The following is a 20,504-nucleotide window of genomic DNA, read 5'->3' on the forward strand; positions in this document are numbered from 1 at the left end:
GCACAACGGTTCCTGAAATTCGGAAATTGAATTGTTGAAATCGTAGTGCGATCATGAGGGCACAATCAAGGGTCAGGAGGAACACTCATGTATGAACTCGGTCATTTCATCGACGGCAAGCGCGTTGCCGGCACGAGCGGTCGCGTCAGCAACATCTTCAACCCGGCAACGGGCGAAGTTCAAGGCACTGTGGCGCTTGCGAGCGACGCGGACCTCGCCGCCGCCGTCGAGAGCGCCAAGGCTGCCCAGCCCAAGTGGGCCGCAACCAATCCGCAGCGGCGCGCCCGCGTCTTCATGAAGTTCGTCCAGCTCCTGAACGACAACATGAACGAGCTGGCCGAGATGCTCTCCCGCGAGCACGGCAAGACCATCGACGACGCCAAGGGCGACATCGTGCGCGGCCTCGAAGTCTGCGAATTCGTCATCGGCATTCCGCACCTGCAGAAGAGCGAATTCACCGAAGGCGCCGGTCCCGGCATCGACATGTACTCGATCCGCCAGCCGGTCGGCGTCGGCGCCGGCATCACCCCGTTCAATTTCCCGGGCATGATCCCGATGTGGATGTTCGCCCCGGCGATCGCCTGCGGCAATGCATTCATCCTCAAGCCTTCCGAACGCGATCCCTCCGTGCCGATCCGCCTTGCCGAACTGATGATCGAAGCCGGTCTGCCTGCGGGCATCCTCAACGTCGTCAACGGTGACAAGGGCGCGGTGGATGCGATCCTGACGCATCCCGATATCGCCGCCGTCTCCTTCGTCGGCTCGACCCCGATCGCCCGCTACGTCTACGGCACGGCTGCGATGAACGGCAAGCGTGCGCAATGCTTCGGCGGCGCAAAGAACCACATGATCATCATGCCGGACGCCGACCTCGACCAGGCGGCCAACGCCCTCATCGGCGCCGGCTACGGTTCCGCGGGCGAGCGCTGCATGGCGATCTCGGTCGCTGTTCCGGTCGGCGAGGAAACCGCAAACCGGCTGATCGACAAGCTCGTGCCGATGGTCGAAAGCCTGCGCATCGGTCCCTATACCGACGAAAAGGCCGATATGGGCCCCGTCGTCACCAAGGAGGCGGAGCAGCGCATCCGCAGCCTGATCGACAGCGGTATCGAGCAGGGTGCGAAGCTCGTGGTCGACGGCCGCGACTTCAAGCTACAGGGCTATGAGAACGGCCACTTCATCGGCGGCTGCCTCTTCGACGACGTCACGCCCGACATGGACATCTACAAGACCGAAATCTTCGGACCCGTCCTTTCGGTCGTCCGCGCCAGGAACTACGAAGAGGCGCTGTCGCTGCCGATGAAGCATGAATACGGCAATGGTGTCGCCATCTATACGCGCGACGGCGATGCGGCGCGCGACTTCGCCTCCCGCATCAATATCGGCATGGTCGGCGTCAATGTTCCGATCCCGGTTCCGCTCGCCTATCATTCTTTCGGCGGCTGGAAATCCTCGTCCTTCGGCGACCTCAATCAGCATGGCACGGATTCGATCAAGTTCTGGACCCGGACCAAGACCATCACCTCGCGCTGGCCGTCAGGCATCAAGGACGGCGCCGAGTTCTCGATACCGACGATGCGGTAACGCGAACAAAGCTCTCCTCCCTCCAATCGGGCCTCCTTCGGGAGGCTCTTTTTTGTTGCGCGAGATCCGGCAGGGAAACTATCGTCAGTTGTGCTCGATGCGAATCGCAGATTCGCATCCTTCGTCAGATACGCACTTCGGGACGGAAAACCGTTACCTAAGTGCTCTAGCAGATGGTCGATGGGGGATGGCCGTCGAATATTCAAGCGGCACCTGCCGGTGAGGCGGCAGGCATTGGTTTGTAGGGGCACCATGACAATGGCAGAGTCGTTGCCGGCACAAAATGCCGGCGAGCGCAGCTTCGGACGCGCGGCTGAAGGGGATATCCAGCGCCTATCCTTCACGGGAAGCGGCAGGGAATATTGGATCGTCAATATCCTTTTGTCGATCATAACGCTCGGCATCTATTCGGCCTGGGCGAAGGTCCGCCGCAATCGTTATTTCTACGGCAACACCATCCTGCTCGGGCGCGGGTTCGAGTATCACGCGAGTGGCGAGCAGATCCTCATCGGCCGCCTGATCGTGTTCGCCTATCTGGTCCTCTACAACATCATGCTCACATTCGTGCCGCTCGTCGGCATCGGTCTCGGCGTCCTGATGCTTTTCTTCGTACCCTGGCTCGTCGCGCGGGGGCTGCGCTTCAGCGCAAGGGTGACGAGCTACCGCAACGTGCGCTTCGACTTCGTCGGCGGCGCCGGCGGGGCGTTCCTTGCTTTTATCATCGGTCCGGTCTTGGCGGCCTTGACCCTCGGCATTTTGGCGCCGCTCGCCAGCCGCTGGTCCTACCGCTATGTCGGCAACAATCTGCGCTATGGTCAGAAGCCGTTTTCGACCGATCCCCCTCTTGGTCGGCTCTACAGAACCTGGGTGGCCCCGGCCGCGGTCCTGGTGCTGGGTATGCTGATCGGCGGCTTCTTCGTTTTTCTCGGCGTGGAACTGGTCGGCGCCCTGGAGGAGGGGGCCGAAGCCCCGACGGTCGGGCTCGAGGCGTTGGCCACCCTGCTGACCGTGCTCGGTTCCGTCCTTGTCCTTTCGATCTTCGGCCTGGCGGCGCTGATATACCGCGCCGGCATGCGCAACGTCGCCTGGTCCGCCACCTCTTTCGACGGCAGGCATCGGCTGTTGAGCGACCTGTCGCGCCTGCGCTATACCTGGATCGCCGTCTCAAACCTGATCGTTACCCTTGTTACGCTCGGCCTGATGCGGCCCTGGGCGGCAGTGAGGATGGCGCGCTACGTGAACGAGCATACGGGCGTGCGATTCGAAGGAGATGTCGGCGAACTCTTGTCGCAGATTGCGCAGGAGGGCTCGGCGGTCGGTGCCGAATTCATGGATATAGAAGGATTCGACTTTGGCTTCTGACGGCACGACGATCGCTTCAGGCGAGTGGCATCCTCCGGGATCGAGCCGCTCGGTTCCCGCAAGCCTCGTCGAGAGAGCAGGGCGCCTTGTCGTCGACGGAGAAAGCGGCGGCGAGCTTGCGGGCGGCAGCCTGCACTCGATCGAGATATCGTCCCGGGTAGGCCGCATTCCGCGCCGGGTCACCTTTCCGGACGGATCGCTGTTCGAGACTGCCGACAATGACGCGGTCGACCGGTTCCTAACCGGGAAAGGTCGCGCACGCGAGGGAGCGATCCACCGGCTGGAGCGCTTCCATCCGCGGCTGATCGCCTTCGTCGCTGCCGCGATCCTGCTTGGCGCGCTGATTTATCGCTCGGCACTGCCCTTGCTGGTGGAGGTTGCCATCGCCGTCACGCCGCCGGTCGTGCCGCAGATCATGTCGGCGAGCGCCCTGGAGACGATGGACCGGACCCTGCTGGACAAGTCGAAGCTCGACGAGGCGAGGCGCAACAGGATCGTGGAAGGGTTCCGCCGCGTCGCGTCGCAATCCGCACGGGGAGAGGCGGGCTATACGCTCCACTTCCGCGGAGGCGGCGCGCTCGGTCCGAACGCCTTCGCCTTGCCTGACGGAACACTGATCCTTACCGACGAACTCGTGGAACTCGCGGGCGAAGATACCGAGATGATCCTCGGCGTGCTGGCCCATGAGATCGGCCATGTCGCGCACAAGCACAGCCTTCGACAGATCTATCGTGCCGCCGGCATCACTGCCCTCCTCATGCTGGTCGCCGGCGATATCGGATCGGGAGCCGAGGACGTGCTGGTGCAGGGCGGCGGCCTCCTCGCGCTTTCCTACTCACGCTCGGCAGAGGCCGAAGCGGACAGGCACTCGGTCGAACTGATGATGAAGGCGGGTTTCGATCCGGCAGCGATCGCCCGTTTCTTCGAACTCCTGGAAACGAAGCTCGACGATAAAGGTGGAACGAGCATCTTTTCGACGCATCCCTCGAGGCCGGAGCGGCGCAAGGCGATCCTGGACTGGATCGGCCACGAACGGAAATAGGGAGCACTTCCGCCGGCACGGACGAAAACGGCGGGCATTCGCCCGCCGTCGTCGCACCTATCCGGCGGGTTCCCGTCAATCCTGCGGGCCGTCGTTGTAGCCGACCTTGTCGACGAGTTCCGAGGCCTTCTTGCGGTTTGCCGCGATTTCGGCGAGCGGCAGCGTGTCGGGCTTGATCTCACCGAAGGACTTGACGACTTCCGATGGTTCTGCGCCCGGCAGCACCGGATATTCGAAGACCTGCTCGGCATAGATCTTCTGCGCTTCGCCTTCGGACAGGAATTCCATGAGCTTCAGGGCATTCTCCTTGTTCGGCGCGTTCTTGGCGAGCGCCATGCCGGAGATGTTCACATGGGTGCCCCGGTCCTTCGTGTTCGGGAACAGAACCTTGATCGCCGAGGCCCATTCCTTCTGTTCGGGCTCCTTCTCGTTGGTGATCATCAGGCCGACATAGTAGCTGTTGCCGAGCGCCAGGTCGCACTCCCCGGCGAAGATTGCCTTGGCCTGGTCGCGGTCGCCGCCGTCCGGCTTCTTGGCAAGATTGTTCCTGAGGCCCGTGAGCCACTTTTCCGCTTCGGCTTCGCCGTGGTGGGCGATCATGGAGGCGAACAGGCCGACATTGTAGGAGTGCTGGCCGTCGCGGGTGCAGATCTTGCCCTTCCACTTCGGGTCGGCGAGCTCCTCATAGGTGATGTCGTCCTGTGCGACGCGCTCCTTCGAGGCATAGACGACGCGGCCGCGCGTCGTCAGGCCGAACCAGTTGCCGTCCGGATCGCGGAAATGGTCGGGGATGTCCTTGTTGATGGTCTCGTTGGCGACCGGTTGCGTCACGCCCGCATCCTTGGCCTCGGTCAGGCGGCTGATATCCACGGTCAGGATTACGTCGGCGGGAGAGTTCGCGCCTTCGGCCTGAATGCGCTCGACGAGACCCTTGTCGAGGAAGAGCACGTTGGTCGTGATGCCCGTCTTCTTGGTGAAGGCGTCCAATAGCGGCTGAATGAGGTCCGGCTGCCGGTAGGAGTAGATGTTGACCTCCCCATCGGCGCGGACAGGCGCCGTCGAGGCAAGAAATGTCGCCGCCGCGGACAGCGCACCGATCAGCGCTTTTGAAATATTCATGGTGTTCTCTCCTTTTTCGTGTTTTAAACTTAACTTAGTCAATCATATTTCTCGTATTTCTGCCGCCAGCAGGCGCGCCAGTCAACAAGCGAAACGGTGAAGAGATAACCTTCGTGAACTTTTCCACTTTTTGGAATTGTTCCAAACTACGATCCGTCCTATATGATGAGGCACGAATTTATCGGATCCGGAGCAAAAAATGCGTCTGACGAAGCAAACCAACTACGCGGTACGCATGTTGATGTACTGCGCTGCGAACGGCGAGAAGCTCAGCCGCATTCCCGAGATTGCCAGGGCTTACGGCGTTTCCGAACTGTTCCTTTTCAAGATCCTGCAGCCGCTCACGAGAGCCGGCCTGGTCGAGACGGTACGCGGCCGCAACGGCGGAGTCCGCCTGCCGAGACCGGCGTCGGAGATCACTCTTTTCGACGTCGTGAAGGTGACGGAAGACAGTTTCGCCATGGCGGAATGCTTCGAGGCGGGCGAGATCGACTGCCCGCTGGTGGACAGCTGTGGCCTCAATGCCGCGCTGCGCAAGGCGCTGAACGCCTTTTTCGAAGTACTTCAGGGATACACGATCGACGACCTGGTCAAGGCCCGGCCGCAGATCAACTTCCTCCTGGGCCTGGAAGAGCCGGTGCGCCCGCAGACCTCGGCCGCCTGAATTCACTCGCGTCTGCGAGCTTGCGGGCCTAGAAGCTCCGCCTTGAAGCAGCGTGAGAGCGGGCGGAAAGCCACGCATGCCGCGGCACGCATGCTGGTGGCGGAGCTCACCCGCGACCTGCTGCTTCCAGTTGCCTCGGCGGCTCGTGCTTCCGGCGGGCGAACTCAGAACCTCGAACGGTGGTGAGCACTTTCGAGGTCGAATGCTTCCCTTCGACAGCACAGCTTAGAGTTTATCTGCATTCCCCTTCAGGGTTCGCGAGTCGGGCTGCTTGCCCCGGAACCGCGGTTGTCGGCGAAAGTCGGGGATAGTTCCGCACGTTCTATTTGCGGAAGAATTTTTCGCATAGACAAAATTCCAAAGCGACTTATTGCATTGCGACGCCAAATGTCGTTCCATCCGGCCTTGACCGGGTGTAAACGTCATGCCGCGTCAGATAAATTGCGAGAACAAAAACAAATCTGGGAAGCAAGCTCATGAAAAAGCTCACTACTCTCTTGGCAGCGACGGCGATTGCCACGCTGATGGCCGGCACTGCCTGGTCGAAAACTTTCGTCTTCTGCTCGGAAGGGTCGCCGGAAGGCTTTGACCCGGGCCTCTATACGGCCGGCACCACGTTCGACGCTGCCGCGCATACCGTTTACAGCCGTCTTCTCGAGTTCAAGAAGGGCACGACGGAGACCGAGCCCGGGCTCGCCGAAAGCTGGACGATTTCCGACGACGGTCTCGAATATACTTTCAAGCTGCGTCCCGGCGTCAAGTTCCAGACGACCGAGTTCTTCACGCCCACCCGCGAACTGAACGCCGATGATGTGATCTTCTCGATCGAGCGCCAGTGGAAGTCCGACCATCCGTGGCACGGCTACGTAACCGGCGGTTCCTGGGAATATTTCGCGGGCATGGGCCTGCCGGAACTGCTCGAGTCGGTCGAGAAAGTCGACGACATGACGGTCAAGATCAAGCTGAAGCGCAAGGAAGCGCCGTTCCTCGCCAATCTTGCCATGCCCTTCGCATCGATCATGTCGAAGGAATATGCCGACAAGCTGCAGGCCGAAGGCAAGATGAACCAGCTCAACCAGATGCCGCTCGGCACCGGTCCTTTCGCCTTCGTCGGCTACCAGCAGGACGCGGTCATCCGCTACAAGGCTCATCCGGACTTCTGGGGCGGAAAACAGAAGATCGACGATCTGGTCTTCGCGATCACCACGGATGCGGCCGTTCGCTTCCAGAAGCTGCAGGCCGGCGAATGCCACCTGATGCCCTATCCGAATGCGGCCGATGTGGAAGCCATGAAGGCCGATCCCAACCTCAAGGTGATGGAGCAGGCCGGCCTCAACGTCGCCTATCTCGCCTACAACACGACGCAGCCGCCCTTCGACAAGGTCGAAGTGCGCAAGGCGCTGAACAAGGCGATCAACAAGCAGGCGATCGTCGACGCCGTCTTCCAGGGCCAGGCCACGCCGGCGACCAACCCGATCCCGCCGACGATGTGGTCCTATAACGAACACATCGAAGACGACACCTACGATCCGGAAGCGGCGAAGAAGATGCTCGAGGATGCCGGCGTCAAGGACCTTTCGATGAAGGTCTGGGCGATGCCGGTCGCGCGTCCCTACATGCTGAACGCCCGCCGTGCCGCCGAGCTGATGCAGGCCGATTTCGCCAAGGTCGGCGTCAAGGTCGAAATCGTCTCCTACGAATGGGCGGAATATCTCGAGAAGTCCAAGGCGAAGGACCGCGACGGTGCGGTCATCCTCGGCTGGACGGGCGACAATGGCGACCCGGACAACTTCCTCGACACGCTGCTCGGTTGCGACGCTGTCGGCGGCAACAACCGCGCGCAGTGGTGCGACAAGGAGTTCGACGAACTCGTCACGAAGGCGAAGGAAGCATCCGACGTGGCAGAGCGCACCAAGCTCTACGAGGAGGCGCAGGTCGTCTTCAAGCGCGAAGCCCCCTGGGCGACGCTCGACCACTCGCTCTCCATCGTCCCGATGCGCAAGAATGTCGAAGGCTTCGTGCAGAGCCCGCTCGGCGACTTTGCTTTCGACGGCGTTGATATTGTAGAGTAATCTTATCGAATGATCCGAAGGGGGCGTTTGCCGCTGGCGAGCGCCCCTCTTCCTTTTTGCCAGTGCGCCGCTCATGCGGCCACGGTTGGCATGAGGTTTGACTATGTTCCGATTCCTTCTGGGGCGTTTGGCAGTTCTGATCCCGACTTTCATCGGGGTTTCCATCATCGCCTTTTCCTTCATCCGCCTGCTTCCCGGCGATCCCGTGGCGCTGCTTTCCGGCGAACGGGTGATGTCGCCGGAGCGGCACGCCGAGATCTCCCACCAATTGGGCTTCGACCGCCCCATCGTCATGCAGTACCTGGATTACCTCTGGGGCGTTCTGCAGGGCGATTTCGGCACGTCGATCGTCACCAAGAAGCCGGTGATCGATCAGTTCATGGAGCTTTTCCCGGCGACCGTCGAGCTGTCGCTCTGCGCCATCATCTTCGCGGTGGTCGTCGGCATCCCCGCCGGTGTCGTCGCGGCAGTCAAGCGCGGGTCCATCTTCGACCAGATCATCATGGGCACCGCGCTCATCGGCTTCTCGATGCCGATTTTCTGGTGGGGCCTGCTGTTGATCATCGTCGTCTCCGGCATTCTGCAGTGGACGCCGGTGTCCGGGCGTATCTCGTTGATGTTCTTCTTCCCGTCTGTCACCGGCTTCATGCTGGTCGACTCGCTATTGTCCGGCCAGGAAGGGGCTTTCCAGTCGGCCTTCAATCACCTCATCCTGCCGACGATCGTTCTCGGCACCATTCCGCTCGCCGTCATCGCGCGCCAGACCCGCTCGGCAATGCTCGAAGTGCTTTCCGAGGACTATGTGCGCACCGCGCGTGCCAAGGGGCTCTCCACCTTCCGTGTGGTCGGCATTCATGCGCTGCGCAATGCGATGATCCCTGTCGTCACCACCATCGGCCTGCAGATCGGTGTGATGCTGGCGGGCGCGATCCTGACGGAGACGATCTTCTCCTGGCCGGGGATCGGCAAATGGATGGTCGATTCGGTCTTCCGGCGCGACTATGCCGTCATACAGGGCGGGCTCCTGATCATAGCCGCGGTCATCATGCTGGTGAACCTCGCCGTGGATCTGCTCTACGGCCTGATCAACCCCCGCATCCGGCACTGAGGAGAGCGATATGACCGAAGCTACCGCAACAACCGCCATATCGACCGATCCGACGCGCCGGGCGCGTCTCGCCGAGTTCTGGTATTATTTCTCGGAGAACCGCGGCGCCGTCATCGGCCTGTTCTTCTTCCTGTTCCTGGTGCTGCTCGCCATCTTCGCTCCGCTGGTGGCACCCCATAACCCGACCATCCAGTTCCGTGAGGCGGTGCTGCTCCCGCCCGTCTGGCAGGAAGGCGGCCGCGCGACTTTCCTGCTCGGCACCGACGCCGTCGGCCGCGACATGCTCTCCCGTCTCATCTACGGCACCCGCTTCTCGCTCTTCGTCGGCGTCATCGTGACGGTTTTGTCGCTGACCGGCGGAATCCTCGTCGGCGTCATCGCCGGCTATTTCCGCGGGTGGATCGACACGGTCATCATGCGGGTCATGGACATCATCCTGGCCTTCCCGTCGCTCCTGCTGGCGCTCGTCCTGGTGGCGGTGCTGGGGCCGGGCCTCACCAATGCGATGATCGCGATCGCGCTGGTTTTCCAGCCGCATTTCGTTCGCCTGACGCGGGCGGCGGTGATGACGGAGAAGACGCGCGACTACGTGGTGGCGGCGAAGGTCGCCGGAGCCGGACATGCGAGGCTGATGTTCAAGACCATCCTGCCGAACTGCATGGCGCCGCTCATCGTTCAGGCGACGCTCTCGTTTTCGAGCGCGATCCTCGATGCGGCGGCACTCGGCTTCCTGGGCATGGGTGCGCAGCCGCCGACGCCGGAATGGGGAACGATGCTGGCGGAAGCACGCGAATTCATCCTCCGTGCCTGGTGGGTCGTGACGCTTCCAGGCCTCGCTATCCTCGTGACCGTTCTGGCAATCAATCTGATGGGCGACGGCCTGCGCGACGCTCTAGACCCCAAGCTGAAGAGGTCCTGACATGGCGCTTCTCGAAATCGAAAACCTCGTCGTCGAATTCCAGACGGCGTCCGGGCCGTTCCGAGCCGTCGACGGCGTCTCGCTCAAAGTGCATGAGGGCGAGGTCCTGGCGATCGTCGGGGAATCGGGCTCCGGCAAATCCGTGTCCATGCTTGCCGCCATGGGGCTTCTGCCCTGGACCGCCAAGGTGACCGCGGACAAGCTCGCCTTCAACGGACGGGATCTATTGAAGATGCCGGCCTCCGACCGTCGCAAGATCGTCGGCAAGGACATTGCGATGATCTTTCAGGAGCCCATCGCCAGCCTCAATCCATGCTTCACCGTCGGTTTCCAGATCGAGGAAGTGCTGCGGATACATATGGGCCTCGACCGGGCCGCGCGGCGCAAGCGCGCGATCGAGCTTTTCGAGGCGGTAGGCATTCCCGACCCGGCCGAGCGCCTCGGGCACTTTCCGCACCAGATGTCGGGCGGGCAGTGCCAACGCGTGATGATCGCCATCGCGCTTGCCTGCAACCCGAAACTGCTCATCGCAGACGAGCCGACAACCGCACTGGACGTGACGATCCAGAAGCAGATTCTCGATCTCCTGATGAAGCTGCAGCAGGAATTCCGCATGGGCCTCATCATGATCACCCATAACATGGGCGTCGTGGCGGAGACGGCGGATCGCGTCATCGTGCAGTACAAGGGCCGGAAGATCGAAGAGGCGGATGTCCTGTCGCTGTTCGAGTCGCCGAAGAGCAATTACACCCGCGCGCTTCTCTCGGCCTTGCCGGAGAATGCGACGGGAGACCGCTTGCCGACGATTTCCGAACTTTTCAATGAGCAACAAATGCTCGAGGGAGCTGCTCGATGACCCATGTTCTCGAAGCCCGCAACCTGGTGCGTGACTATCACATTCCCGGCAACCTGTTCCGCAAGGCGCGCACCGTTCATGCGCTGAAGGGCGTAAGCTTCACGGTCGACGAGGGCAAGACGCTCGCGATCGTGGGCGAAAGCGGCTGCGGCAAGTCTACGCTCGGACGCATCATCACGCTCATCGACCCGGCGACCGCGGGAGAGCTGTTGATCGACGGCAAGACGGTCGACATCGCCCGCGAAGGGCTGACGGCGGAGATGCGCCGCAAGGTCCAGATCGTCTTTCAGAACCCTTACGGCTCCCTCAATCCTCGCCAGAAGATCGGCGATATTCTCGCGGAACCGCTCATCATCAACACCAAGGTCCCGGCAGGCGAACGCCGCGAGCGGGCAATGGCGATGTTGAAGAAGGTCGGCCTCGAGGAGAAGCACTACAATCGCTATCCGCACATGTTCTCCGGCGGCCAGCGGCAGCGCATCGCGATCGCCCGTGCGCTGATGCTCAATCCCAAGCTTCTGGTTCTGGATGAGCCGGTTTCGGCCCTCGACCTCTCCGTACAGGCGCAGGTTCTGAACCTGCTCGCCGATCTGCAGGACGAATTCAAGCTCACCTATGTCTTCATCAGTCACGATCTGTCGGTGGTGCGCTACATCGCCGATGACGTAATGGTGATGTATTACGGCGAAGCGGTCGAGTATGGCAGCCGGGACGCGGTATTCTCCGACCCGCAGCACGATTATACGAAGACGTTGTTCGCGGCGACGCCGCGGGCGGATGTTGCCAGCATCAAGGCCCGGCTCGCCCGGAAGAATGCCGCCTGAGCGGAAATACGTATCACCCAAATGCCGGCAGACCGTTGTTCGGCTCAATACCAGGATGAGGATTATGGAAATCAAGCGTTTCGAAACCGGCCCGCGGATGAGCCAGGCCGTGGTCTACAACAACACGGTCTATCTCGCCGGCCAGGTCGGCAATGCCGGCGACGACGTCGTCACCCAGACGAAGCAGGCGCTGGCGGAGGTCGACCGTCTGCTGGCGCTCGCAGGCACGGACAAGACGCGCATTCTTTCCGCGACCGTCTGGCTTGCCGACATGGCGGACTTCGCCAAGATGAACTCGGTCTGGGACGCCTGGGTGCCTCAGGGCCACGCGCCGGCCCGCGCGACCGGCGAAGCGAAACTCGCAACCCCGGAATATCTCGTCGAAGTCATCGTGACGGCAGCTCTCTAAGCCGTTTCACGCAAGCAGATATACGCTCCACTTTCCCCGCCGTCGGCCCCTGGGCCGGCGGCGTTTTGCTGCCGTCCTTACACGCGTGTCGCGCAGGAACGATTTCCGCAGTTGCGGCGTTTATCGGTGCGTTCCGCAATGGAGGTTGAGACATGCTCTACTGGGTGCCACGGCTCGTCGTGTCAGCGCTTGCCGTGCTGGTACTTGGCATGGGTCTCTTCCCGCGGACGCCGGAGGACGTGGCCTACACATTGCTGATCATCATCGGTGGGCTTGGCCTGCTTTCCGCCACGCTCCACCTGTTCCCGCCTGAGCAACATTGAGCAACGCTTCGCGGGGGGCATCCTGCGGTGGAGTGCGCCACCTCCGTCCTGCATCCGCGAACGGGCTGTTCGCCGCACGAGCATTTGAGAGGTAGGTGCCGATGGACACAGCCGGGCGGACGACGGCCGAGCGTCGACGAAAGCGCGAAGCGGAGAGGGAAATCGCTCTGGCAGAGGCATCGGCGATCGTCGCCAGAAAACGCGACAACATCGATCTCGCCGGCGCCTGGAGCGTCATCGGCCTGTTCGTGATCGCCTGCGCGGCAGTCGTCTATACGATGGAAGCGATCCTCCTGCCGATCACGCTCGCCGTCGTCATCGGCATCGTTCTCGGCCGCGCTGCCGATGAACTGGCGCGGTTCGGGCTGCCGCCCATGTTCGGCGGCCTTTTGCTGGCGCTATGCTTTCTGCTTGGCCTGTCATACCTGGTCAATGCCATCCTCTGGCCGATCACCGAGGTCGCGCGCGAGGCGCCGCGGCTCGTCGAAGGCCTCATGGAGCGGATACTGCCCTATCTGCAGCGCTTCGAATGGGTAAACGTAGCGCTTGCCCGCGGCAGCGGAGAAGAGGCTTTTGCCGACGTCATCGTCAAGAATGCGGGACCGCTGATCGGCGGCGCGGCGGCGAGCCTGACGCCCGCTTTGGTGCAGACCCTGATCTTCCTGGCCGCCCTTGTACTCTTCCTGCTCGGGCGCGTTCAGCTGCGCAGCACGATCATTCTCGCTTTTCCCAGCCGCGAAGGTCGCCTGAGCGCGATCCGAGTCATGAACGCCCTCGAGGATGCGCTTACGCAATATTTCTCGACCGCCAGCCTGATCTATCTGGCGCTGGGCTTCATAACCATGGTCATTGCGCTGGTCGGCGGACTGGCGATGCCCCCGCTTTGGGGGCTGTTCGCCTTCGTCTCGAGTTTCATTCCCTATCTCGGCGTCACCTTCATGACCCTCTCTTTGGTCGTCGGCGGGCTGATGACGCATGATGCGCTCATCGTGGCCATCGCCCCAGCGGTCGCCTTCTTCACCGTTCACCTCGCCATGGAAAATCTGCTGGTGCCCGCCATCCTCGGCCAACGCTTCGATATCAATCCGTTTCTGGTCTTCGTCGCGATCATTTTCTGGACGTGGATGTGGGGTGCTGTCGGGGCGCTCCTCGCCTTTCCGCTGTCGCTGATCGCGATGATCATATTCGAGCAGATCCTGCTGCCCCAGCCGGAACGCCAGTTGCCGGGCTGACCCTTCATGCTGACTTCAAGGGTTATCTAGCTCGCTCCGGCTTGCGCATGTTCGTCGAAGAAAAGAGCCTGGCTGATCAGCGCCTTCACGGTTTCCGGGTTGAAGGGTTTGGTTACCAGAAAGGCCGGCTCGGGTTTCTTGCCGGTCAGCAGCCGTTCGGGAAAGGCGGTGATGAAGATGACCGGTACGGCCGCCTGCGTCAGGATGTCGTTGACCGCGTCGATACCCGAACTGCCGTCGGCCAGCTGGATATCCGCAAGCACCATTTTCGGCGATGTCTGGTGATAGAGATCAAGCGCCTCGCGGCGCGTGCGGGCGATCCCGGTGACCCGGTGACCGAGGCTCGTCACCATGTCCTCGATATCCAACGCGATGAGAGGTTCATCCTCGATGATCATCACGTCGGTTGCGATCTGGCGCGAAATCTCCTCCGAGGCGCTGGTCAGCAGCTTGCCGAAGGCGCCTTGGTCAAGCCCCATGATTTCCGCCGCTTCGCCGGTCGAGAAACCCTCGAGGGCGACGAGCAGGAATGCCTGTCTCTGGGGCGGCGCGATGAGGGAGAGATTGGAAGCCGCCCTCTGCTCCCATGCGAAAGGCGAGGCGAGCTGGGTTCGGTCGATCTTGAGTTTTCCGAACAGGGAACAGAACAGCTTGTAAAGACCGATGCGATCGTTCGACGCGACTGGAAAAAGCCCGAGATCGTCGATCAGCGCTTCGAGCACGGCAGCGACATAGGCATCGCCGGCTGCTTGCGAGCCGGTGACGGCACGGGCGTAACGCCGAAGATAGGGGAGGTGGGGCGCAATCCTTGTGGAAAGTGGCATTTAGACCTTCCTAAACTATTATGCATATGTTCCTGTCTTGCCGACGGCGCGCAGCAGGATACCTCAAATGTTTTGAGCACGTATTCCGGTTTATGGAAAGCCTTGAGAAACAGTCGCGGCAAATGAATTGGGCGACCGGCTGGTGCGGCCTTGGATGGGATTGGCCGAAGCTGAACCCGACAGGCACGAAAAGCGCCACATCAGGTTACCGCGGATCTGAAATGGCGCGGAACTGCAGCCCGCACGGAACGGGAAGATGAAGAAGTCCTCAAAGAAAGGCGCCGTGCCAGCGGGGGTCGCCCCAGCCGAGACGACGCAACCTCACGGTCAAATCGCTTCGAAGCTGAAGGCGCTCTACCAGGCGGTGGAGAACGAGCCGGTGCCGCAGCACTTTCTGGACCTTCTGCACCGTCTGGATGAGGCCGAAGAACGACCGCGCGAGTAACGTCGCAGCGTTCACGCCAGTCGGCCACCGACGAAACGAGCCGAGCCGGCCGGAGCGCGGCTCGGCTGGCCGTTCGTATCAGCAGCGCGCGGTATAGCGGCGGCCGTAGCGGTCGCGATAGACGCAATAGCCGGGCTCGTTCGCACGACCGATAAGGGCTCCGGCGACACCGCCGACAGCGGCGCCTACCGCAGCTCCCCTGACATCATTCGATATGGCACCACCGATGATACCGCCGGAGGCAGCGCCGATCGCCGCACCTCGTTCGGTTTGCGTGCAGGCAGCCAGGGGAAGGATCAGGCTTGCGACGACGAGTAGCTTCTTCATGACGCGTTCCTATTCAGGGTTGATACAGAACTGCTGGAGTTGCCGAGCACAGTCTTCGGCGGAAATGCGCGCCGAGGCCATGGCTGGAGCCGCTGCGACGCTCATCTGAGCGTCGATCCCCACTGGAGGGGTGATCACAACAGGCGCCGCCGAGGCTTGCATTCCCATCTCCCATGGATGCCGCCGCCGCGGCGCTTGTTATTGTCGCCAAAACGCCGATTGGCGCCTTTTGTTCCGCGCGGCACGACGCCAGGGCGCATGCCTGTTGCCGGAGGGACACGGAGCGATCGTCATTTATGCGACTGGCGTTCGGCACGTTCCAGAGTTTCAAGCAGTGCCTGGATCCGCTTGTTGTACTTTTCCTCGGAGTGGCGCTGAAGGTCGCGCATCGTCCTGCCTATATGAAGATTCCGATCGCGCAGATCCGCCTGATAACGGCCGGCCTCGTTTACGGTCTTCCAAATATGTCGCGATGGTATCTTCATTGTCTTCCCGGAAATTCTTTCAATGCGAACAACGCCAAGCGCCTTTCGAAGGTTCCTCTCGCTTGCACGGGAAATATAAGTTCCGTTCTATTTGCGGTTCTCTTGGTTAATCAATGCTTTCTGAACCACGCAAACACCCTCGCGCCGCGCAGCCGGGGCCGATCCGGGAACAAAGGCGAGCCGACACGCGTTTCGATTTCGGTAGCGCAGACAAGGAGATAGCAGATGCTCTATTACGCTCTCGTGTTTCTGATCGTCGCGATCATCGCCGGTGTGCTCGGCTTCGGCGGAATTGCCGGCGCTTCGGCGGGAATTGCGCAGGTCCTGTTCTTCCTGTTCCTCATATTCCTCGTGATCTCGCTCGTAGCGGGTCTCATCCGGCGAACGTGAGCCTCCAGGCGGGGCTTGCCGCCCGCAAATTGGTGCCGAACGATAAGGGGTGGAGCTCTCGTCTCCACCCCTTTCCAGTTGCGGTGTGACGCTCTGTTCCCTTGCCCTGCCGGGCTCGCTTGGCTATTCATGCGAATACCCGCCGCGCATGTCAGGACACCACCTCCCACGAAATCCCTGGAAGTTGTCGTCGTGAAGTGACGCGGCACGGCGGTTTGACGGATAGGAGAGCATCTGCACATGAAGACGGACGTAGTGGTTCTCGGTGCCGGCATTGTCGGCATTTCCAGCGCGATCCATCTGGCTCGGCTTGGAAAGTCGGTGGTGCTTCTGGACCGGCGCGGTGCGGGGGAGGAGACGTCCTACGGCAATGCAGGCCTGATACAGCGCGAGGGCGTCTTCCCCTACGGCTTCCCGCACAATTTCGGAGCGCTTTTCCGTTACGCCCTGAACAACACGATCGACGCCAGCTATCACTTCCGTGCGCTGCCCAGTCTCGTGCCGTTCCTCGCGCGCTACTGGTGGCACTCGGGCTTCACCCAGCACCAGAAGATAGCCCATCTTTATGCACCGCTTATCGAACATTCGATCGCGGAACATCAGGACTTGATCGACGCATCCGGCGCCGGCGACCTCATTCGCAAGGATGGCTGGATGAAGGTTTTCCGCACCGAAAAGGAGCGGGACGCGGCCTATAAGGACGCAGAGCGGCTTTCCGCCGGCTTCGGAGTCAATCACCAGAAGCTTTCGACCAGCGAGCTGAAGACGATCGAACCATCCATCCAGGCCGAACTCGCCGGCGGCCTGCGCTGGACCGATCCGTGGTCGATCCGCGATCCGCACAGCCTGAACAAGGCATATCTCGCCTACTTCCAGTCGCTCGGCGGCCGGCTCGTTTCCGGCGATGCGGCGACGCTGGAGCATATTCTGGAAGGGGCGGGCTGGCGTGTCGCCACACCGGACGGCCCTTTGGAGGCCCGGGAGGTCGTCGTCGCGCTCGGGCCGTGGGCCGACACGGTGACGCGAAAGCTCGGCTACCATTTCCCGCTCGCCGTGAAGCGCGGCTACCACATGCATTATGGCATCAGGGAGGGCGCTCAGCTCAACAACTGGGTGCTCGACGCCGAGAAGGGATATTTCCTGGCGCCGATGCTGCGCGGTATCCGGCTGACGACCGGCGCCGAGTTCGCGTTGCGCGATGCGCCGAAAACGCCGGTGCAGCTGACACGAGCGGAGCGGGTCGCTCGCGAGTTCTTCCCGCTCGCCGAGCGGCGCGACGAGGAACCGTGGATGGGCGCGCGCCCCTGCACGCCCGACATGATGCCTGTTATCGGTAAGGCTCCGCGGCACGAAGGCCTCTGGTTCGCCTTCGGCCACGCGCATCACGGCATGACGCTCGGGCCGGTCACCGGCCGGGCGCTGGCACAGGCGATGACGGGTGAGAAGCCTGTGATCGACATCACGCCGTATCGGCCGGAGCGCTTCCTCGCATAGCGCGGATGAGAGGAGTGTGTTCAATGATTTTAGGTCGAACCGACCTAAAATCATTGTGATTCAGAGCGTTCTTTGTGCGTCCAACTGGACCACGGTCTCTCCAGAGGTATAAAAAACGGGGGCGAGATGGTCGGCCCCCGCCTGTCGCCTGAACTTTCGATCAGATGCAATTTCCCTTGTAGAGGTATTTGGCGACGTCCGGCTCGGCGATGTTCGCCTTGGTAGCGGTTACGGTGCCGGTGCCTATCGGCGTCTTGACGGGCTCGCCTTTGACGGCAGCGACGGCCTGCTTGAAGCCAAGATAACCCATCTCGAAGGGCTGCTGGATGACGAGAGCATCGAGCAGCCCTTCGTTCAGCGCCTCGATCTCGGCATCGTCGGCATCCACTGCGACGGCGACGACGCTGTCGGCGGTCTCGGTGGAACGAATGCCCCCGGCGACGCCGATCGCCGGGTTGTTCGACTGCGATACGACGCCGATGAGGTCGGGATGGGCGCTCATAAGCGACACGAAGGCCTGCTGTGCCTTCGGTATGTCTTCACTGGCAAACTGATTTCCGATGTAGGTAAGGTTCGGATAATTCTTGATCTCTTCCTCGAAGCCCCTGATCCGGGCATCGACGGTGGAGATGCCGGGAATGCTGTTGATCTGCGCCACCTTGCCGGACTTTCCTTCCAGTGCTTTTGCAAGCGCCTTGGCGGTTTCCCGGCCGACACTTTCATTGTCGGTGCCGACCACGGCGGCCAGTACAGACGGGTCGTCGAGGGTGGTATCGACGGCAACGATCTTGGCACCGTTGGCCGCCGCCTCCATAAGCGGCGCGATCAGTGCGGTCGAGCTCGTCGGATCGAGCACGATGGCGGAAGGACTCGTCGCCATGACGGAGTTCAATACGGGGATCTGTTCCGAAGCTGAGTAAGTCGGGGCGGCCTGGATATTGACCTTGACGCCTAGCTCCTGGGCGGCGGCGCGGGCGCCGCAGGCGATGGCCTCATGGAAGCCGCTGTTACGCTGGCCGAGAACCAGCGACACGCTGATGTCGTCCGAAGCCGCGGCAGCTGTTGCCGACAGAACGGTGGCGGCAAGCAGGAAAGCAAGTCTCTTGGTCATCTTCGTCATTGTTCCCTCTTGTGGTTTTGGTTGGAGGTCAGGAGGAGCGGGAGCGGCGTCGGTACTGGTCGAGCAGCACGGCCGCGAGAAGGACGATGCCCACGGCGACTTCCTGCCAGAAGCTTGGCAGGCCGACGATGATCAGGCCCGAAGCCAGGACGACAGGGATGAACACCCCGGCTGCCGTACCGTACATGGAGCCGACGCCGCCGAAGAGGCTTGCGCCACCGAGCACGACGGCTGTGATCGCCTTCAGATTGTCCATGGCATGGCCCGAAATCGTCGTGGACGAGAAGCGGGCGAGGGTGAGATAGCCGGCCAAGCCAGCGCAAACGCCGGAAATCACATAGATCGATACGATATGCCGATCGACCTTGATGCCGGCGCGGCGCGCGCCTTGCTCGTTGGATCCGACTGCATAGGTATAGAGGCCGAAGCGGGTCATATGCAGAGCGATGCCGGCGATGGCCGTGAAAACGCAGGCGATCAGCACGATGACCGGAATGCCCCCGAGACGGCCGATGCCGATCGAGGTAACAATTGATCGAGGCACCCCGGTAAGGTCGACGCCGCCTGTCATCAGCCGGGCCAGTCCGAGCGCGATGCCCATGCTGGCAAGTGTGACGATCAGCGGGGTAAGCCGGGCTCTGGCAATGAGCAGGCCGTTGACGAGCCCCCAGAGCGCTCCGGAGGCAAGCGACACGACAAGCCCGAGCACCGGCACCCAGGGCGCATCCGAGCCAGTTGCACGCATGGCGATCAGCGACGCGACGCTTGAGAAGACAAGCACGGCGCCAACCGACAGATCGATACCGGAGGCGATGATGACATAGGTCATGCCCACGGCGAGGATCATCATCATCGAAGCCTCGATCGCCATGTTCCGCAGGTTGATACCGCTCAGAAACGCGGCGGGCGCCATGACCGTGAAGATCGCTATGATGATGATAAGCGAACCGAAGATCATCAGTTCCGGACCGTCCAACAGCCGGCGGATCAGGGGCTTTCGCGGCGGGGCGTCATGCAGCATGGAAGGCTGGTCCTTGGTCGTCGTGTTGTCGGATGCAGTATCGACGGTCATGCCGCGGCTCCGTCGCGTTCGAGGGCGCCGGTCATCGCTGCGACGAGCTCGTCGGAGGTAACCGCACCGGTGGCATAGGTCGCAACGCGACGACCGTGGCGAAGCACCGTGACGCGGTCCGACACCGCAAGGACATCCGGCATGCTGTGGCTGATGAGCACGACGGAGACGCCGGTGTCGCGAACGCGGCGGATGAGGTCGAGCACGTTGCGCGTCTGCGCAACGCCGAGCGCTGCCGTCGGTTCGTCCATGAACACCACCCGTTTCGCCCACATCAGCGCGCGTGCAACCGCAATGCCCTGGCGCTGTCCACCGGAGAAATTGGCGACGGCCGCGCGCAAGTCGGGAACGCGCACGCCCAGACGGGCAAAGGACTCCTGGGCCCTGCGCCGCATCAGCGCCTTGTCGAGAAAACCGAGGCGACCCATCAGCCCGGGGGCGGCGATCTCGCGGCCGAGATAGAGATTCTGCACCGCATTGAGATCGACCGCCAGCGATAGATCCTGGTAAACGGTTTCGATGCCGTGTGTGCGTGCGTCGAGCGGGCTGTCGAAATGGATCGGCCTTCCATCGACAAGGATCTCGCCGCTGTCCGGCTGCAGTACGCCGGAAAGAATCTTGGTCAGGGTCGATTTGCCGGCACCATTGTCGCCGATGAGGGCGACGATTTCGCCTTCATAGACATCGAAACTTGCGCCTTGCATGGCACGCATCTGCCCAAAGCTTTTTTCGATATTGCGAGCACAGAGGATCGGGGTTGTCATGGCAATCTCCAGACTGGAAAATCGATCACGGTTCGTCGGGCTCCGGCACGTTTCAGTTGCGCATTGCGC

21 protein-coding genes are annotated in these 20,504 nt (G+C 61.9%); 15 read left to right on the top strand and 6 right to left on the bottom strand.

Translation table 11 applies throughout. The features are described 5' to 3' along the window. Window positions 1–87 precede the first annotated feature (87 nt). From PZL22_RS21615 to PZL22_RS21625, 3 genes are all read left to right on the top strand, one after another. Window positions 88–1,584, top strand: coding sequence for a CoA-acylating methylmalonate-semialdehyde dehydrogenase (locus PZL22_RS21615; RefSeq protein ID WP_003527117.1), 1,497 nt, complete (start codon window positions 88–90; stop codon window positions 1,582–1,584). A 252-nt stretch (window positions 1,585–1,836) separates the two neighbouring features. Beyond that, a complete protein-coding gene (locus PZL22_RS21620) occupies window positions 1,837–2,946 on the top strand; it encodes a YjgN family protein (protein ID WP_284718559.1) in 1,110 nt (369 codons plus the stop codon). Beyond that, window positions 2,936–3,988: a M48 family metallopeptidase gene (locus PZL22_RS21625; RefSeq protein WP_003527118.1), complete on the top strand. Its 1,053-nt coding sequence runs from the start codon at window positions 2,936–2,938 to the stop codon at window positions 3,986–3,988. The genes PZL22_RS21620 and PZL22_RS21625 overlap by 11 nt, the downstream gene beginning before the upstream one ends. A 75-nt stretch (window positions 3,989–4,063) precedes the next feature. On the opposite strand, the gene PZL22_RS21630 is transcribed toward PZL22_RS21625, so the two are convergent. Continuing rightward, on the bottom strand, window positions 4,064–5,107 hold the full coding sequence (locus tag PZL22_RS21630) for a Fe(3+) ABC transporter substrate-binding protein (protein ID WP_003527120.1): 1,044 nt from the start codon (window positions 5,105–5,107) through the stop codon (window positions 4,064–4,066). Between the two features lie 199 nt (window positions 5,108–5,306). Between PZL22_RS21630 and rirA the strand changes: the two genes are divergently transcribed. The 9 genes from rirA to PZL22_RS21675 all read left to right on the top strand — a co-directional run bounded on the left by rirA (window position 5,307) and on the right by PZL22_RS21675 (window position 13,514). Beyond that, on the top strand, window positions 5,307–5,771 hold the full coding sequence (gene rirA / locus PZL22_RS21635) for an iron-responsive transcriptional regulator RirA (RefSeq protein ID WP_003527122.1): 465 nt from the start codon (window positions 5,307–5,309) through the stop codon (window positions 5,769–5,771). A gap of 476 nt (window positions 5,772–6,247) precedes the next feature. Next, window positions 6,248–7,843: an ABC transporter substrate-binding protein gene (locus tag PZL22_RS21640; RefSeq protein WP_003527124.1), complete on the top strand. Its 1,596-nt coding sequence runs from the start codon at window positions 6,248–6,250 to the stop codon at window positions 7,841–7,843. A 103-nt stretch (window positions 7,844–7,946) separates the two neighbouring features. Beyond that, window positions 7,947–8,951, top strand: a complete 1,005-nt coding sequence (locus PZL22_RS21645; protein WP_003527127.1) for an ABC transporter permease subunit — start codon at window positions 7,947–7,949, stop codon at window positions 8,949–8,951. A 10-nt stretch (window positions 8,952–8,961) separates the two neighbouring features. Further along, window positions 8,962–9,870 carry an ABC transporter permease subunit gene (locus PZL22_RS21650; RefSeq protein WP_003527129.1) on the top strand — a complete coding sequence of 303 codons (909 nt, stop codon included), beginning with the start codon at window positions 8,962–8,964 and terminating at the stop codon, window positions 9,868–9,870. Window position 9,871: 1 nt separating this feature from the next. After that, window positions 9,872–10,726, top strand: coding sequence for an ABC transporter ATP-binding protein (locus tag PZL22_RS21655; protein ID WP_003527131.1), 855 nt, complete (start codon window positions 9,872–9,874; stop codon window positions 10,724–10,726). Beyond that, entirely contained in the window at window positions 10,723–11,550 is an 828-nt protein-coding gene (locus tag PZL22_RS21660; RefSeq protein WP_003527132.1) for a dipeptide ABC transporter ATP-binding protein, read from the top strand. The genes PZL22_RS21655 and PZL22_RS21660 overlap by 4 nt, the downstream gene beginning before the upstream one ends. A gap of 64 nt (window positions 11,551–11,614) precedes the next feature. After that, window positions 11,615–11,959, top strand: coding sequence for a RidA family protein (locus PZL22_RS21665; RefSeq protein WP_003527133.1), 345 nt, complete (start codon window positions 11,615–11,617; stop codon window positions 11,957–11,959). A 152-nt stretch (window positions 11,960–12,111) separates the two neighbouring features. Then, window positions 12,112–12,282: a hypothetical protein gene (locus tag PZL22_RS21670; protein ID WP_003527134.1), complete on the top strand. Its 171-nt coding sequence runs from the start codon at window positions 12,112–12,114 to the stop codon at window positions 12,280–12,282. 101 nt (window positions 12,283–12,383) lie between these two features. Beyond that, the gene (locus tag PZL22_RS21675; protein ID WP_003527136.1) at window positions 12,384–13,514 is read left to right on the top strand and encodes an AI-2E family transporter; all 1,131 of its coding nucleotides are present in this window, start codon (window positions 12,384–12,386) and stop codon (window positions 13,512–13,514) included. A 26-nt stretch (window positions 13,515–13,540) separates the two neighbouring features. On the opposite strand, the gene rsiB2 is transcribed toward PZL22_RS21675, so the two are convergent. Then, the gene (gene rsiB2 / locus PZL22_RS21680) at window positions 13,541–14,338 is read right to left on the bottom strand and encodes a PhyR-type response regulator RsiB2 (RefSeq protein ID WP_003527138.1); all 798 of its coding nucleotides are present in this window, start codon (window positions 14,336–14,338) and stop codon (window positions 13,541–13,543) included. Window positions 14,339–14,594: 256 nt separating this feature from the next. Here rsiB2 and PZL22_RS21685 point away from each other — a divergent pair, with 256 nt between their 5' ends. Next, window positions 14,595–14,783 (top strand): NepR family anti-sigma factor, encoded by a 189-nt coding sequence (locus PZL22_RS21685; RefSeq protein ID WP_003527140.1) that lies wholly within the window; start codon window positions 14,595–14,597, stop codon window positions 14,781–14,783. 78 nt (window positions 14,784–14,861) lie between these two features. Here PZL22_RS21685 and PZL22_RS21690 read toward each other — a convergent pair whose 3' ends face one another. Continuing rightward, window positions 14,862–15,110, bottom strand: a complete 249-nt coding sequence (locus tag PZL22_RS21690) for a YMGG-like glycine zipper-containing protein (protein ID WP_003527142.1) — start codon at window positions 15,108–15,110, stop codon at window positions 14,862–14,864. Window positions 15,111–15,820: 710 nt separating this feature from the next. Here PZL22_RS21690 and PZL22_RS21695 point away from each other — a divergent pair. Both PZL22_RS21695 and PZL22_RS21700 read left to right on the top strand, forming a co-directional pair. Next, complete coding sequence (locus tag PZL22_RS21695; protein WP_003527150.1) at window positions 15,821–15,985, top strand: DUF1328 domain-containing protein; 165 nt, start codon at window positions 15,821–15,823, stop codon at window positions 15,983–15,985. 240 nt (window positions 15,986–16,225) lie between these two features. Next, window positions 16,226–17,479 (top strand): NAD(P)/FAD-dependent oxidoreductase, encoded by a 1,254-nt coding sequence (locus PZL22_RS21700; RefSeq protein WP_003527152.1) that lies wholly within the window; start codon window positions 16,226–16,228, stop codon window positions 17,477–17,479. 160 nt (window positions 17,480–17,639) lie between these two features. Here PZL22_RS21700 and PZL22_RS21705 read toward each other — a convergent pair whose 3' ends face one another. From PZL22_RS21705 to PZL22_RS21715, 3 genes are read right to left on the bottom strand one after another with little or no spacing between them, the layout of a single operon-like run. Next, window positions 17,640–18,599 carry a substrate-binding domain-containing protein gene (locus PZL22_RS21705; RefSeq protein ID WP_284718560.1) on the bottom strand — a complete coding sequence of 320 codons (960 nt, stop codon included), beginning with the start codon at window positions 18,597–18,599 and terminating at the stop codon, window positions 17,640–17,642. A 28-nt stretch (window positions 18,600–18,627) separates the two neighbouring features. Next, window positions 18,628–19,671, bottom strand: a complete 1,044-nt coding sequence (locus PZL22_RS21710; protein WP_003527156.1) for an ABC transporter permease — start codon at window positions 19,669–19,671, stop codon at window positions 18,628–18,630. Beyond that, a complete protein-coding gene (locus PZL22_RS21715) occupies window positions 19,668–20,435 on the bottom strand; it encodes an ATP-binding cassette domain-containing protein (RefSeq protein WP_003527161.1) in 768 nt (255 codons plus the stop codon). The genes PZL22_RS21710 and PZL22_RS21715 overlap by 4 nt, the downstream gene beginning before the upstream one ends. Window positions 20,436–20,504 lie beyond the last annotated feature (69 nt).

The organism is Ensifer meliloti (assembly GCF_030064585.1).
Lineage (GTDB): Bacteria > Pseudomonadota > Alphaproteobacteria > Rhizobiales > Rhizobiaceae > Sinorhizobium > Sinorhizobium meliloti.

Bases quoted from the DNA above. Each gene is read 5' to 3' on its own strand.
- PZL22_RS21715 (WP_003527161.1), bottom strand. From the start codon at position 20,435: ATGACAACCCCGATCCTCTGTGCTCGCAATATCGAAAAAAGCTTTGGG.
- PZL22_RS21630 (WP_003527120.1), bottom strand. From the start codon at position 5,107: ATGAATATTTCAAAAGCGCTGATCGGTGCGCTGTCCGCGGCGGCGACA.
- PZL22_RS21640 (WP_003527124.1), top strand. From the start codon at position 6,248: ATGAAAAAGCTCACTACTCTCTTGGCAGCGACGGCGATTGCCACGCTG.
- PZL22_RS21710 (WP_003527156.1), bottom strand. From the start codon at position 19,671: ATGACCGTCGATACTGCATCCGACAACACGACGACCAAGGACCAGCCT.
- PZL22_RS21615 (WP_003527117.1), top strand. From the start codon at position 88: ATGTATGAACTCGGTCATTTCATCGACGGCAAGCGCGTTGCCGGCACG.
- PZL22_RS21705 (WP_284718560.1), bottom strand. From the start codon at position 18,599: ATGACGAAGATGACCAAGAGACTTGCTTTCCTGCTTGCCGCCACCGTT.
- PZL22_RS21650 (WP_003527129.1), top strand. From the start codon at position 8,962: ATGACCGAAGCTACCGCAACAACCGCCATATCGACCGATCCGACGCGC.
- rsiB2 (WP_003527138.1), bottom strand. From the start codon at position 14,338: ATGCCACTTTCCACAAGGATTGCGCCCCACCTCCCCTATCTTCGGCGT.
- PZL22_RS21665 (WP_003527133.1), top strand. From the start codon at position 11,615: ATGGAAATCAAGCGTTTCGAAACCGGCCCGCGGATGAGCCAGGCCGTG.
- rirA (WP_003527122.1), top strand. From the start codon at position 5,307: ATGCGTCTGACGAAGCAAACCAACTACGCGGTACGCATGTTGATGTAC.
- PZL22_RS21675 (WP_003527136.1), top strand. From the start codon at position 12,384: ATGGACACAGCCGGGCGGACGACGGCCGAGCGTCGACGAAAGCGCGAA.
- PZL22_RS21685 (WP_003527140.1), top strand. From the start codon at position 14,595: ATGAAGAAGTCCTCAAAGAAAGGCGCCGTGCCAGCGGGGGTCGCCCCA.
- PZL22_RS21700 (WP_003527152.1), top strand. From the start codon at position 16,226: ATGAAGACGGACGTAGTGGTTCTCGGTGCCGGCATTGTCGGCATTTCC.
- PZL22_RS21695 (WP_003527150.1), top strand. From the start codon at position 15,821: ATGCTCTATTACGCTCTCGTGTTTCTGATCGTCGCGATCATCGCCGGT.
- PZL22_RS21660 (WP_003527132.1), top strand. From the start codon at position 10,723: ATGACCCATGTTCTCGAAGCCCGCAACCTGGTGCGTGACTATCACATT.
- PZL22_RS21655 (WP_003527131.1), top strand. From the start codon at position 9,872: ATGGCGCTTCTCGAAATCGAAAACCTCGTCGTCGAATTCCAGACGGCG.
- PZL22_RS21690 (WP_003527142.1), bottom strand. From the start codon at position 15,110: ATGAAGAAGCTACTCGTCGTCGCAAGCCTGATCCTTCCCCTGGCTGCC.
- PZL22_RS21670 (WP_003527134.1), top strand. From the start codon at position 12,112: ATGCTCTACTGGGTGCCACGGCTCGTCGTGTCAGCGCTTGCCGTGCTG.
- PZL22_RS21620 (WP_284718559.1), top strand. From the start codon at position 1,837: ATGACAATGGCAGAGTCGTTGCCGGCACAAAATGCCGGCGAGCGCAGC.
- PZL22_RS21645 (WP_003527127.1), top strand. From the start codon at position 7,947: ATGTTCCGATTCCTTCTGGGGCGTTTGGCAGTTCTGATCCCGACTTTC.